Source organism: Streptodolium elevatio (assembly GCF_040649515.1).
Classification (GTDB): domain Bacteria; phylum Actinomycetota; class Actinomycetes; order Streptomycetales; family Streptomycetaceae; genus Yinghuangia; species Yinghuangia elevatio.
Map to the genome: position 1 here is coordinate 58,917 of NZ_JBEZFP010000006.1, position 13,450 is coordinate 72,366.

Annotated in this window: 10 protein-coding genes; 4 read left to right on the top strand and 6 right to left on the bottom strand. The window is 73.1% G+C overall.

Going from position 1 to position 13,450, the window contains the following annotated elements:
* Positions 1–60: 60 nt before the first annotated feature.
* A complete protein-coding gene (locus AB0C36_RS03790) occupies positions 61–648 on the bottom strand; it encodes an ATP-binding protein (protein ID WP_358348705.1) in 588 nt (195 codons plus the stop codon).
* Positions 649–913: 265 nt separating this feature from the next.
* On the opposite strand from AB0C36_RS03790, the gene AB0C36_RS03795 reads away from it, so the two are divergent.
* From AB0C36_RS03795 to AB0C36_RS03810, 4 genes are all read left to right on the top strand, one after another.
* On the top strand, positions 914–1,162 hold the full coding sequence (locus tag AB0C36_RS03795; RefSeq protein ID WP_358348708.1) for a DUF6191 domain-containing protein: 249 nt from the start codon (positions 914–916) through the stop codon (positions 1,160–1,162).
* 206 nt (positions 1,163–1,368) lie between these two features.
* Positions 1,369–5,118, top strand: coding sequence for a hypothetical protein (locus AB0C36_RS03800; RefSeq protein WP_358348710.1), 3,750 nt, complete (start codon positions 1,369–1,371; stop codon positions 5,116–5,118).
* 161 nt (positions 5,119–5,279) lie between these two features.
* Positions 5,280–5,918: a DUF2889 domain-containing protein gene (locus tag AB0C36_RS03805; RefSeq protein WP_358348713.1), complete on the top strand. Its 639-nt coding sequence runs from the start codon at positions 5,280–5,282 to the stop codon at positions 5,916–5,918.
* A gap of 279 nt (positions 5,919–6,197) precedes the next feature.
* On the top strand, positions 6,198–6,782 hold the full coding sequence (locus AB0C36_RS03810; protein WP_358348716.1) for a Uma2 family endonuclease: 585 nt from the start codon (positions 6,198–6,200) through the stop codon (positions 6,780–6,782).
* 107 nt (positions 6,783–6,889) lie between these two features.
* Here the strand turns inward: AB0C36_RS03810 and pgl are convergent, their stop codons facing one another.
* The 5 genes from pgl to tal all read right to left on the bottom strand — a co-directional run bounded on the left by pgl (position 6,890) and on the right by tal (position 13,419).
* Positions 6,890–7,690 carry a 6-phosphogluconolactonase gene (gene pgl, locus AB0C36_RS03815; protein ID WP_358348719.1) on the bottom strand — a complete coding sequence of 267 codons (801 nt, stop codon included), beginning with the start codon at positions 7,688–7,690 and terminating at the stop codon, positions 6,890–6,892.
* Positions 7,687–8,898: a glucose-6-phosphate dehydrogenase assembly protein OpcA gene (gene opcA, locus AB0C36_RS03820; protein ID WP_358348722.1), complete on the bottom strand. Its 1,212-nt coding sequence runs from the start codon at positions 8,896–8,898 to the stop codon at positions 7,687–7,689. The genes pgl and opcA overlap by 4 nt, the downstream gene beginning before the upstream one ends.
* Positions 8,895–10,439, bottom strand: a complete 1,545-nt coding sequence (zwf, locus tag AB0C36_RS03825; RefSeq protein ID WP_358348725.1) for a glucose-6-phosphate dehydrogenase — start codon at positions 10,437–10,439, stop codon at positions 8,895–8,897. Before zwf ends, opcA begins: the two co-directional genes overlap by 4 nt.
* Positions 10,436–12,148: a phosphoglucose isomerase-related protein gene (locus tag AB0C36_RS03830; RefSeq protein WP_358348728.1), complete on the bottom strand. Its 1,713-nt coding sequence runs from the start codon at positions 12,146–12,148 to the stop codon at positions 10,436–10,438. The genes zwf and AB0C36_RS03830 overlap by 4 nt, the downstream gene beginning before the upstream one ends.
* A gap of 161 nt (positions 12,149–12,309) precedes the next feature.
* Positions 12,310–13,419 (bottom strand): transaldolase, encoded by a 1,110-nt coding sequence (gene tal / locus AB0C36_RS03835; protein WP_358348730.1) that lies wholly within the window; start codon positions 13,417–13,419, stop codon positions 12,310–12,312.
* Between the last annotated feature and the right edge of the window lie 31 nt (positions 13,420–13,450).

The following is a 13,450-nucleotide window of genomic DNA, read 5'->3' on the forward strand; positions in this document are numbered from 1 at the left end:
GCCCGCGAGCCCGACGTGGCCCACGAGCGCATCGAGCCCTGTCGGCCCGGCGGCATGTGCTCAGTCCCGGAGCACGTCGACGTCGCACCACACGACCTTGCCGCCCGGCACCGGACGGCTGCCCCACGACTCCGCGAGGGCCTCCACCAGCAGCAGGCCGCGCCCGTGCTCGTCCGCGGAGGCCTCGGCGACCGACTTCGCCCGGCGCGGGCGCGGCAGCAGCGCCCCCGCGTCGGTCACCGCGATCCGGATCGTGCGATCGCCGCGCAGCACCTCGACAGTGACGGTGGTCGACTGCGGCGAGTGCTGCACGGCGTTGGTGACGAGTTCGGAGACCAGGAGTTCGAGGACGTCGAGCGGTTCGCCCGGTATCTCACCCCGTATCGACCCGCGTAGCGCGTGCCGCGCACGCGGGACCGCCTCGACCGTCGCGGGCAGGCACAGCGAGAAGACCATGGATGCGGAGCCCTGCGGGACCGCCGGCACCGGGTGCTGCGCCTGCCCCGGATGCCGGCCCGGGGCACCTCCGGCCGCGGTCGCCTGGGCCGGGATGGGCGGTGCGGTCGACGAGTGGACCTGTGTGTGGACCGGATTCGGTGTGTCGGATCTGGACTCCCCGTGCTGCCGCAGCGGTGCGGTCTCGCCCACAGCTCCCCCTGATCGCCGGATCGTGCTGCTCGCCGTGCACTCGGACGGATCCTCGATTCCCTTGTATGTGAGATCGACTTGTGCGGGGCGCGCGAAACCTCGTTGGCGGTAACAGACACGGACGAGGCACGCCCGGCAGGTGCACGGGTGGTGGTCCGGAACCGGGGGCGCACGCCCGGCGCACCGGGGTGGCGACGGCGCGTACCGTGGCAGGGAGAGAGTCACCGCGCCACGTCGTGGCGCTCTACCGGCGGGAGCGCGCCACGTGATAGGCGGCATCTTCGAGGAGTTGTTCAGTCCGGGACGCAAGCACACCAACGACGAGCACAACCGACTCGCGCTCGCCCGCGACGACGACCACGAGCAGGGCGGCCCCGGGCCGATCGACCTGGACAAGGGCGTCGTGGTGATCCGCCGCACAGTCCCGGCCGCGGCACCGGCCGCCGCACCGGCCGGGGGCGACGGTAAGGAAGCCGCCGCGGACGGATCCGCGCAGCCCGGGGACGGTTCCTGAGGCCGCGAAATCCGGCCGCCGGCCGACCCCCGAGTCGGCTCTGACCTGCCCCGGTCGGCTCCGTGCCGGGAACCAACCGGCGCGCTGCGACGTCCCGCTTGCCGGGTGGTGCGTACGGTACGACCGCCCTGTGCCGACACGCTGCGCGGGCGCTACCGTCGGCACGAGAAGCGGCAACAGAAGAGTCCGCGTCACGGAGGATCCGCATGCAGCCACGGCTTGAGGCCACCCTGGCCGACTTCGTCCCGGCCCTGCGCTTCCTGCCCCCCGACCGCGTGGACCGGCATCTGGGCCACCCGGGCCTGCCGCCCGCGTGGTGGACGAGCGTGCCGATCTCGCGCGCCGTCGACGCGATCGGCGCGGCGGAACTCCCCGACCGGCTGGCGGACCTGGCGTACGGCGAGCTCCGCCACCTGCGCCTCGGCGACCTGCTCCCGGCGGCGTGGCTCGCCCGCAACGACTTCCGGCTCTCCCAGTGGCCCGACGCCGCACGCACGAACGTCCTGGTCAGGACGCCCGACTGGGCGGACCTGCTGACCGCGACCGTGCAGGAGATCGGCGACTGGACCCAGATCGGCACGTCGACCGTGCGCCCGGTGATCTCCCAGTTGTTCGCGGAGGTCCTGGGGCTGCTGCCCGACGACGCACGCACCGTGGGCGCGCCGGCCGTGCCCGACGGCGCGGCAGACGACTCCGTTGCGGATTCCGTGGCGGGGCCCGCGGAAGAACGTGTGGAAGAGTCCGGGGAAGAATCCGTCGACGCCTCCATTGCGGGCGGCTCCGGCGAGACTCCGGCGGAGGGTGCGGAAAGTGCCGCCGAGGCCCTCGCGGAGGCGCCCGTTTCGCCGCCGTCTCCGCGCGGTATCCGGATCAGCAAGCGGCCGCCCGTCACACCCGTCGACGAGTCGGCGGCGGACCCCGAACCGGAGTCAGAGCCGCCGTCGGTCGCGCACGAGGCGCAGCCCGCGTACGCCGGTTACGGTGACCCGTCCGCGGACTCCGGCCTCGAACCGGTCAGCGACCTTCTCGACGCGATCGAGGACGAGCTGCGGCCGGTCAGCATGCCCGCCCCGCCGACCGGCGACCTCGGTGACGTCGTGCGCTGGCTCGCCGAGGAGGCGCCGGACGTCCCGCTGATGTCCGAACTCGCCCGCGTGACGCTGGAGACCGTGGCCGTCGTCGGTATCGAGGGCGCACCTCCGGAGGTGCGCACGGCGCTGCTGCGCCTGACCTCGCTGGTGCCGGAGACCCTGCTGCCCGAGGGGCTGGACGTGTCCGAGGACGCGCTCGCGGTGCCCGGCGCCGAGTTGGAGGACCCGTACAACGCCCCCGAGATGACCGCGATGCTCGGCGCCGTACGCCCGGACGACGCCGCCTTCGCACCCGACACCGCCGCCGACGACGAGCCCGAGTCCGGCTCGGCGTCGGACGCCCGGTCCGACAGCCGCGGGGAGCCCGAGCGGGACGCGCGCCCGGCGTTCGGCGCGGACGACCTGACCATGCTGGCGATGCCCGCGGCCACCTCCGAGCCGCCGCGCGTGCCGCCGGTGGGTGCGGACGACCTGACGATGCTCGCCATGCCCACCGTCACCGCCGCCGACGGCGGTGACGAGGGCATCGACGACGGCGCCGGCCACCCGGACCACGCCGCGGATTCGGAGCGCCGGGACGACTCGGAGGACTCCGGCGCGCACCCCTGCGGCGGCGCGTTCGACGGCTTCGGCGAGGTGCCTCCCGCCACCCGCGAGGACCGCGCCGTACGTCCCGAAGCGCCGCGGGAGCCCGCCGACGACGCCATGGACGCCTTCGGCGAGATCCCGCCCGCCACGCGCGAGGACCTGCCCGCGCAGCCCGCGCCGCGCGACGAGCCGCGGTCCGAACCGCGGGACGGCCGCGACGCCGCGGAAGGCTCGGTCGACGCGTTCGGCGAGATCCCGCCCTCGACGCGCGACGACATCCCGGTGCCGTCCGCCGCGCGGTCCCGGGAACCCGAGGTGTTCGCATCTCCCCCGGCGTTCCACCCGCAGTCCGGTAAGCACACCGAGGCACAGCCGGATTCGCAGTCCGAGTGGGACGCGGACGAGGTACTGGACCCGACGTCGCTCGGCGTCGGTCCGTCGTGGATCCGCGGCGGTGGCGCCAAGGCACTGCCGGGTCAAGGCGGCGACAGCGGCACTGCGGGTGCCGGTGACGACGCGGGTGCCGGCGACACGGACGACGAGGTGACGGTCGAGGTCGACTCCCGGCCCATCGCCGCCGACACCGCGGAAGCCGTCCCGGACGCCCGCGACCCGCGCGCCGAAGCCGCCGCCGCGAAGGCCGCGGCGGCCGCCCGGGCCGAGGCGGCACAGGCGGAGAAGGCGGGACGCTCGGAGGCCGCCGCGCACTCGGAGGCGTCCGCGCTGCCCGAGACGCAGCAACCGGCCGGTGCCGTCCCGGACATCGTGATCCCGCCGAAGCCGACGCAGCCGCCGCCCATCCCGCCGCGCCCCACGACGGCGCCGCCGGTGCCGGGTGGCGACGTGGCCGATACGGGCGGCGCGGGAGCGGACGTCGGTGCGGCCACCGCAATCGATCACGGTGCGGACTCCGTCGAGGGCGCGTCGTCTTACGCCGACTCCGACGACACCCCCGCCCCCGTCTCCACCAACATCGTCATGGTGCTCGCGGGGTGGTTCTCCGGCCGCGAACCGCGCTGGCGAACCCTCGCCCGGGACCGGCTGTTCACCGACAGCCCGCGCGAACTCTCGTCCATCGCGGCCGAGTTCGACAAGGACACGGCGGAGGTCGCGGCGCTGGAACGGGCGTTGCGACAGCACCTGCACGCACAGCTGGATGAGCCGGGCGGAAGCCAGGTGCGCGAACACCTCGCCTACGTGCGCGACAGCCTCGGCCCGGTGGCCACGGTCGCCGAACTCCGCGAACTCGACGACCGGCACAGCGCGTCGGTGCCGGGGCTCGGCGTGCAATTGTGGCAGGTCGTACGCGGCCTGCTCGACCTCAACACGTCCGCCGACGGGTGGATCACCGCCGGCGCGCCCGGTGAACTGGAGTCGCGCACCTCGGAGATCGTCGGAGCCGCGTGCGAACGCGACGGCTCCGCCCCGCTGGCGGCCCTCGAACCGCCGCTGTCCGCACTGGGCGTGCGCGTCAAGGTGCGCGAGGCGTGGATCGCCCGGCTCGACGGCTTCGAGATCGCGGACGGCGTCGTACGCCCGTGGCCGCGCGACGAGTCGGGCGAGGCCGCGGCGGTCCCGGAGACGGGCGAGAACGAGGCGGCCGCGGCCACCGTGGAGGCGGCGCGTCCCGACCCCGACCCGGGATCCGGAACGGGCTCCGGGACCGGTCCCGAGGCGGCGTTCGGCTCGGAACCCGGCATGCCGTCCTGGACCGCGCCCGGCTCGGCCGCCGCGCCGGCGGAACCGGACCCGGACGCCGATCCCGGCGAAGCGGCCCGCTGCTTCCGCGACGACCAGGGCGTCTGGTGGTACCGGGTGGACGTCGACATGCCGCTGATCGACGGCGAACGCCTGCCGCTGCCCCCGCAGTTCGTACTGTCCCTCGGCCTGCGTCCGGACCAGGGGCTGCGCCTGCACCACGCCGCGGGTCCCGCCGCGCTGCGGTGGGAGCGGGAGCCGTACTGCGTCTCGCTGCGCGCCATCCTGGCCGGACTCGGCGCCGAGGACGGCGACATGGTGTTCATCGGCTCGGTGCGGCCGGGGCGCCTGGAGACGCGGCTGCTGGCCGGCGACGGCAAGCTGCGGCTGCCGCGCTGGGCGCGTGCGCTGCGGCACACCGGCGTCGACCCCGTCCCCGACCAGGTCAACCTGCCCGCCCTGCTGGGCGCCCGGCTGGGGCTCGACGCGAACTGCGACCTGAAGGCCGTCCTCAAGCGGCTCCAGGACCGGGGCGACGCCGACGTCCTGGAGCTCCTGGGGGTGGCACCCGCCCGCTGAGCCGCCGCACTCCCACGGCCACGACCACGACCACGGGAACGTGAGCATCGACTGTCCCGCCATCGGCACCCCGGTGGCGGGATAGTTGTATCAGTCAGGCAAACTGCGGTGAGGAGCCGAAGCCGCGCCACCGGGCGTCCGGGGCGCAGGAAGGGGCGGGGATGAACGGGACGACCGGCGGGACCGCGGCGCGGGAGACGAGCGGCACGGAGCGGGTGCCGCTCCCGGTGCACCGCCGCACGCTGACCTTCGACGCGTTCGAGGAAGGCGGCGACCTGTTGGTGACCGCGTACCTGCGGGACGAGCGGCCCTGGCAGACCGACGGGCGGGCGGTGCTGCACCACATGCAGTTGGACGTACGCGTCCGCAAGTCCGACATGGTCATCACCGCGGCCGACGCCGGCATGCACAGCTTCCCGCACGCCGAATGCCCGCTGATCGCACCGAAGTTCGGGGAACTGGTCGGGATGCGGGTGGGTGCGGGCTTCAACTCCCGGCTCCAGGAGGGGTTCCGAGGTGTCTCGGGCTGCTCCCACCTGTTCGAGCTGTCCCGCGCGCTCGGGTCCGCGGTGTTCCAGAGCGTCATGTCCTGCCACGCCAGGGCGCGTCTCGAGGCGAACCCGGTCCCCCGCCCCGGCCTGCACCCCCTCCCCGCGGACGTCGTCGAACGGGTGGTCGCGCCGATCCGCGGTACGTGCCACATCTGGTCCGAAGGCGGCGTCGCCGAGACCAAAGTGCGGGCGGGCGTGGACCTGAACCACGGCCCGTACCCGATCCCCGCACTCGGCACCGCCGACTGACTGGCCGACACCGACCAACCGGCACCGGCTGACAGGCACCGGGCGACAGGCACCGGGCGACAGGCACCGACTGAGAAGGCGCCCGCTGACAGGCGCCGACCGACCTGACGTCGGCTCACCGCCGACCGGCAGCCGCCCCCGGAACTCCCTTGCGGGCCGGGCGGACAGCAGCGTTAGGCCAAACGGGTGACGTCACTCGAACACCCGGACGCGCCACCCTTTCGCCACTACCTTCTGTCGACGGACGATCACATTCCGATCACTCGACCGGAGGATTCGATGATCGCTGTCCGCCATTCCGACAGTTCGCTCTCAGAGCTTCTGCACGCTTTCGATGTCCCGGACTCGCTCCGGGCGGAGATCCTCGGGGGAGTCATCGTCATGTCACCGCTCATGCGCGGCCGCCACGCGCTCACCGTCGACCAGGTCCGCCGCCAACTCCAGGCCGCGTGCCCCGCCGACCACCGGCCCATCGGCGGCATCCGCTACCGATGCCCGGCCACCGGCGACGAGCCGATCCCGGACCTGACCGTCGTCCCGGACAAGGCGCTGGACGCGGACCTGCGCTTCCACTCCATGGACATCGTCGAACTCGTCGTCGAGGTCGGCTCCGAGTCCAGCATCAGGAACGACCGCGAACCCAAGCGCCTGCTGTACGCGAGCGAAGGCGTCCCGCTCTACCTGCTCGTCGACCCGCTGCTCGCCCTCGTCACGCTCTACACCGACCCGCAGCACGGCGACTACCTCGCCCACCACACCGTCACCTACGGCGACCCGATCACGATCCCGGAGCCCTTCGGACTCCGCCTGGAGACCGCCGAGTTCCCCGCCAAGCCGCACCGGGGACGCCTCCGCCTGTCCTGACGCGCCCACTCCCGGTACCTGGAGCCCGGGTACCTGGAGCACCGGCAGACACGCGTGGGGCGGCTCCCGGAACTCCGGGAGCCGCCCCACCCGTTCGTCTCCGCCCGCTACGGCGACGCGATGCGGTTCAGACCGGGCGGCAGCTGCGCGGCCGCGGAACGGTCCAGTATCCACAGGGTGTTGCGGCGGCCGTACGCGCCCGCCGCGGGGACCTGCTTGTCCCCGCCGCCCGCGAGGGCGATCCGCACGGCCGAGGCCTTGTCCTCGCCCGCGGCCAGCAGCCAGACGTCCTTGGCGGTACGGATCGCCGGGAACGTCAGGGTGATCCGGGTCGGCGGCGGCTTCGGGGCCCCGCGTACCGCCACCACGGTCCGCGCGGTCTCCTGCACCGCGGGCAACTCCGGGAACAGCGAGGCGACGTGGGTGTCCGGGCCGACGCCGAACATCGCGACGTCGAAGGACGGGACGTCCACCCCGCCCCGCTCCCCCGCCGTCTCCGCCCTTGCCGCGACGGCCAGTTCCGCCGCGTAGCGGGCCGCCGCGGCCTCCGGGTCGCCGCCGTCCGGCCCGTCGGAGGCCGGCATGGGGTGCACGAACTCCGGGGTGAGCGGCAGCTTGTCGAGCAGTTCGGCGCGGGCCTGCGTCTCGTTGCGGTCCGGGTCGCCGCTCGGCAGGAACCGCTCGTCGCCCCACCACACGTGGACGTGCGCCCAGTCGACCGCGTCCCGGGCCGGGGACTCGGCCAGTTCACGCATCAGCGCGTTGCCGTTGCGGCCGCCGGTGAGCACGATGTGCGCCACTCCCCGGGCGGCCTGCGCGTCGACGAGCCGGGTGATGAGCCGGGCCGCCGCGGCGCGGGCGAGGAGCGTGCCGTCCGCGTGGATCAGGACCGCGGGCGTCGCGGTCACGACGAACCACCGCCGGAGCGCTTGCGCGGCGACCGGGACGAGGACGATGACGAGGAGGAAGACGAAGACGACGACCGCGAGTTCGCGGACTTCGCGGTCTTCTTCGTGGCACCGGACGGGTTCGGCGCGTTCGACCCGCCTCCGGACGTACGCGAGGCCGCCCGCTTCGCCGCCGGCTTCGCGACGTCCGCGGTGTCCGCCATCGTCGGGCCGCCGGGCAACGCGGCGAGCGCCACCGACGACTGCTCGTTCGCGGCCGCCTCCGCGGCGGCGTCGGACGGGTCGGCGGACTTGCCGGCCGCCTTGGCCTCCTCCGCCGCGTGCGCGAGCGTGGTGGCGTAGACGTCGTCCGGGTCGAGTCGGCGCAGCTCCTCGGCGATCAGCTCGGCCGCGTCACGCCGCTTGAGGGCGACGTGCCGGTCCGGCTGGCCCGGCGTGGACAGCGTGGCCAGCACGCCGTCGGGCCGGGTGATCGCGATGTCGCCCTGCACGGTGGTCAGGCGTACCGCGGTGATGCCGGGGCCGGCCGAGACGACGCGCTCCACCGGGACCTTCAGGCGGTCGGACAGCCACAGCGCGAGCAGTTCGGCACTCGGGTTGCCCGCCTTGGCCTCGACCGAGGCACCGGTGATCCGCTCGTAGCGCTGGTCGAGCGCGGCGGCCAGCAGGCTGCGCCACGTCGTGGTGCGCGTCCACGCGAGGTCGGTGTCGCCGGGCACGTAGCCGGACGCGCGGATCTCCAGCCAGTCGGTGCGCCGGGGCGCCGCGACCGCGTCGGTGATCCTGCGCTGCGCGAGCACGCCGAGCGGGTCCTTGCTGGCCGTCTCCGGTGCCTTGCCCGGCCACCACACCACCACCGGGGCGTCCGGCAGCAGCAGCGGCAGGCACACCGACTCGGCGTGCTCGGCCAGTTCGCCGTGCAGCCGCAGGACCACCGTCTCGCCCGCACCCGCGTCACCCACACGCACCTCGGCGTCGAGGCGCGGCGGGATGTCCGGTCCGGGGCGGCCGATGACCACGAGGATGCGCGAGGGGTGCTCGCGGGCCGCCTCGACGGCGGCCTTCATGGCGTCGTACTGGTTGCTCTCGTCGGTGACGATGACCATCGTGAGCACCATGCCGAGGGCGGGTGACCCGATGGCGTGCCGCGCGTCGACCAGCGCCGCGTTGACGGCACTGGATTTCGTGTCGATCAGGTCGATCATCATGGGCGGCGCCAGCTCCGTCCGTCACGTGCGAGCATTTGGTCGGCTGCCTCGGGGCCCCACGTCCCGGAGACATAGGTGTCGGGCTTGCCGTGCTTGTCCCAGTACTTCTCGATCGGGTCGAGGATCTTCCAGGACGCCTCGACCTCCTCCCAGCGCGGGAACAGCGGGGCGTCGCCGAGGAGTACGTCGAGCAGCAGGCGCTCGTACGCCTCCGGGCTCGACTCGGTGAAGGACTCGCCGTACGCGAAGTCCATGTTGACGTCCCGGACCTCCATCGCGGTGCCGGGCACCTTGGAGCCGAACCGCAGCGTCATGCCCTCGTCCGGCTGCACCCGGATCACCAGCGCGTTCTGCCCCAGCTCCTCGGTCGCGGTCTCGTCGAACGGCAGGTGCGGGGCGCGCTGGAACACGACGGCGATCTCGGTGACGCGGCGGCCGAGGCGCTTGCCGGTGCGCAGGTAGAACGGCACGCCCGCCCAGCGGCGGTTCTCGATCTCCAGCTTTATGGCCGCGTACGTGTCGGTGCGCGACGACGCCGAGATGCCGTCCTCCTCCAGGTAGCCGCAGACCTGCTCGCCGCCCTGCCAGCCGGACGTGTACTGCGCGCGCACGGTGTGCTTGCCCAGGTCGTCCGGCAGCTTGATGGAGTTGAGCACCTTGAGCTTCTCGGCCACCAGCGAGTCGGCCTCGAACGACTGCGGCTCCTCCATCGCGGTCAGTGCGAGGAGTTGCAGCAGGTGGTTCTGGATGACGTCGCGCGCCGCGCCGATGCCGTCGTAGTAGCCGGCCCGGCCGCCGATGCCGATGTCCTCGGCCATGGTGATCTGCACGTGGTCGACGTACGAGCGGTTCCACAGCGGCTCGAACATCGTGTTGGCGAAGCGCAGCGCCAGGATGTTCTGGACGGTCTCCTTGCCCAGGTAGTGGTCGATGCGGAAGACCGACTCGGGCGGGAAGACGTCGTCGACGATGTTGTTGAGCTCGATCGCCGTCTCCAGGTCGCGGCCGAACGGCTTCTCGATGACCGCGCGCCGCCACGAGTCGGCGTGCGGCGGGTCGGCGAGGCCGTGCTTCTTCAGCTGCGCGACGACGAGGGGGAAGAACTTCGGCGGTACGGAGAGGTAGAAGGCGTGGTTGCCGTGCGTGCCCTGCTTCTGGTCCAGCTCGGCGATCGTCTGGCGCAGGTGGTCGAACGCCTCGTCGTCGTCGAAGTCGCCCTGGACGAACCGGAATCCCTCGGAGAGCTGGCGCCACACCTCCTCGCGGAAGGGGGTGCGGGCGTGCGCCTTGACCGCGTCGTACACGACCTGGCCGAAGTCCTCGTCGGCCCAGTCGCGGCGGGCGAAGCCGGTGAGCGCGAAGCCCGGCGGCAGCAGGCCGCGGTTGGCCAGGTCGTAGATCGCGGGCATCAGCTTCTTGCGGCTCAGGTCGCCGGTCACCCCGAAGATCACCAGGCCGGACGGCCCCGCGATGCGTGGCAGACGGCGGTCCTGCGGGTCACGAAGCGGGTTCGCGGGCCAAACAGCCGGCGAGCGTGTCATGCGGCACCCTCCAGTGCGCGTGCGTCGGACAGCAGACCTGCCAGGGCTTCGGCGGGGTCCAGGAGGTGGAGGCGCAGCACCGGGCGGCCGCGCGCGGTGAGCGCGTGGAGGTCGCCGAGCGCCTGGGCCTTTTGCAGCTGCGCGAAGGTGTACGGGCGGCCGGCCACCGGCAGGTCGCCGGTGACCTCGCTGGTGATCTGCAGGAACGCCCCGACCTGCGGGCCGCCCTTGTGGAACTGGCCGGTCGAGTGCAGGAACCTCGGCGCCCAGCCGAAGGTGACCTGCCGGTCGCCGAGCGCGCGGGCGAGCAGCGGGCGCAGGTCCGGCGCGCCGGTGTCACCGCCGCGGTCGAGGTACGCCATGACCGCCAGGTAGCCGCGTTCCGGTACGGCCGCGAGCAGCGCGCGCAGGGCGTCCTGAACGGTGGCGGTGTCGCCGAGCAGGTCGGCGTCGCCGTACACCGCGGTCCCGCCGTCGACGAACGCCGCGGTGCCTTGGGGCAGCGTGCCCTCGGCGGCGAGCGTGTCGAGCAGCTTGGCGGTGTTGTCCTTCGATTCCTGGACGTTGGGCTGGTCGAAGGGGTCGATGCCGATGATGCGGCCGGCGACGGCGGTGGCGTACTCCCAGAGCAGGAACTGCGCGCCGAGCGGGCCGGTGACGGCGATGTCGGGGGTCCCGGGTGCGGCGGACGAATCGGCCGCGGCGGACGGAGCGGTGATGTCGCCGCTCCCCGCGCCGACGGCCGCGACCACGGCGTCGCGCCCCCGGCCGGCGATGCCGGGCGCGTCGGGGCCCTCGACGACGACGGGCAGGATGCCGCGGCCCTGCTTGCCGGTGGACTCCGCGATCAACTGCTCGGCCCAGTCCCCGAAACCGGGCAGGCCGGCGCCGTCGGAAAGGACGAGTTTGTCGCGGCCGGACGCGGCGGCCGCGCCGAGTGCGGCGCCGAGCAGCAGCCCGGGGTTGTCGGTGGCACCGCCGAGGGCCGGGGCGAGTGCCGCGGCCTCGTCGAGCAGACGTGCCACGTCGGCGCCGGCGAGGGCGCTCGGCACCAGGCCGAACGCGGTCAGCGCGGAGTAGCGCCCGCCCACATTGGGGTCGGCGAGGACGACCGTGTAGCCGGCCTCCCGCGCGGACGTCTCCAGCGGCGATCCGGGGTCGGTCACCACGACGATGCGCGCGGCGATCTGGCTCGGTGTCAGACCCGCGTCGCGGAACGCCTGTTCGAAGGCGCGGCGGTGGCTGTCGGTCTCGATCGTGCCGCCGGACTTGCTGGCGACCACGACGACGGTGCGTTCGGTGCGTTCGCGGAGCGCGCGGCGCAGTTGGTCGGCGTCGGTGGTGTCGACGACGGTGAGGGGGACTCCGTGGACCGCGGCGACGACCTCGGGGGCGAGCGAGGAGCCGCCCATCCCGGCCAGGACCACGTGGTCGAGTCCTTCGGCGCGGACCTGCTCGCGGAGTTCGGCGAGCTGCGGCAGCAACGCCCGGGAGGAGGCGGGGAGGTCGACCCAGCCGAGGCGCACGGCCGCCTCGGACTCGGCGTCCGGTCCCCACAGGGTGGGATCCGACGCGGCGAGCCGCGCGGGAACCTTGTCGGTGATCGACGTCGCGACGGCGTCGTGGACAGCTGCGGCACGGACGAGGTCACCGGTGACGGTGACTTCCACGCCGCCGGCGGCCACGCGTTCGTCGAATGCGTGTTGCACGGGCGGTCAGCCCTCCTGTGTTGTGGAGTCTGCTGAAATCATGCCCTGATTGCGTGGATTTCCCCGGTTGTCACGGCCGAACGGGTGACGTTCGGCCGTGACAGCCGAAGAGTGCTGCTATAGGGCTCCGACGAGGGATCGAGGCCCGGGGGTGCGCCGGTTCACGGGCGCAGGCGCTGGAGCTCCTTCTGCACGGAGTCCAGGAGTTCGTTCCACGAGGTCTCGAACTTCTCCACGCCCTCGTCCTCGAGGAGCTGCACGACCTCGTCGTACGAGACCCCCAGCTGCTCCAGCGCGGCCAGGTCGGCGCGGGCCGCGTCGTACGTCCCGCGCACCGCGTCGCCGTGGATGTCGCCGTGGTCGGCGACCGCCTCGAGCGTGGCCTCCGGCATCGTGTTCACGGTGCCGGCGACCACGAGCTCGTCGACGTACAGCGTGTCCTTGTAGGCCGGGTCCTTGACCCCGGTCGACGCCCACAGCGGACGCTGCGGGTTGGCCCCCGCGGCGGCCAGCGCCTTCCAGCGGTCGGAGGCGACGACCTCCTCGTACGCCTCGAACGCCAGGCGCGCGTTGGCCAGTCCGGCCTTGCCGCGCAGCGCCTTCGCCTCGTCGGTGCCGAGCTTGTCGAGGCGCCCGTCGATCTCGGTGTCCACGCGGGACACGAAGAAGGACGCCACCGACTCGATCTCGGCGAGGTTGAGGCCGGCCTCCTTGGCGCGCTCCAGGCCGGTCAGGTACGCGTCCATGACGGCCTTGTAGCGCTCCAGCGAGAAGATCAGCGTGACGTTGACGCTGATGCCCTCGGAGATCGCCTGCGAGATGGCGGGCAGGCCCGCCTTCGTCGCCGGGATCTTGATGAACAGGTTCCGGCGGTCGACGAGCCACCACAGCTGGCGGGCCTCGGCGACGGTCGGCTCGGTCTTGTGCGCGAGCCGCGGGTCGACCTCGATCGACACGCGGCCGTCGACGTGGTTGCTCGCCACGTACACCGGCTTGAGCACGTCGCACGCGCGCCGCACGTCCTGCACGGTGATCATGCGCACGGCTTCTTCGACCGTGACCTCGCGGACCGCGAGGTCACGCAGCTGGGCGTTGTAGTCGTCCTTGCCCGAGATGGCCTTCTGGAAGATCGCCGGGTTCGTGGTGACCCCGACGATCTCCTTGTCGCGCACGAGTTCGGCGAGGTTGCCGGAGTCGAGGCGGGCACGGCTCAGGTCGTCGAGCCAGATAGCCACACCCTCGGCGGAGAGGCGACGGAGGTTGTCCGTCATGTCTTTCGCTCCTCAGTGGTCGGTGAGTGAC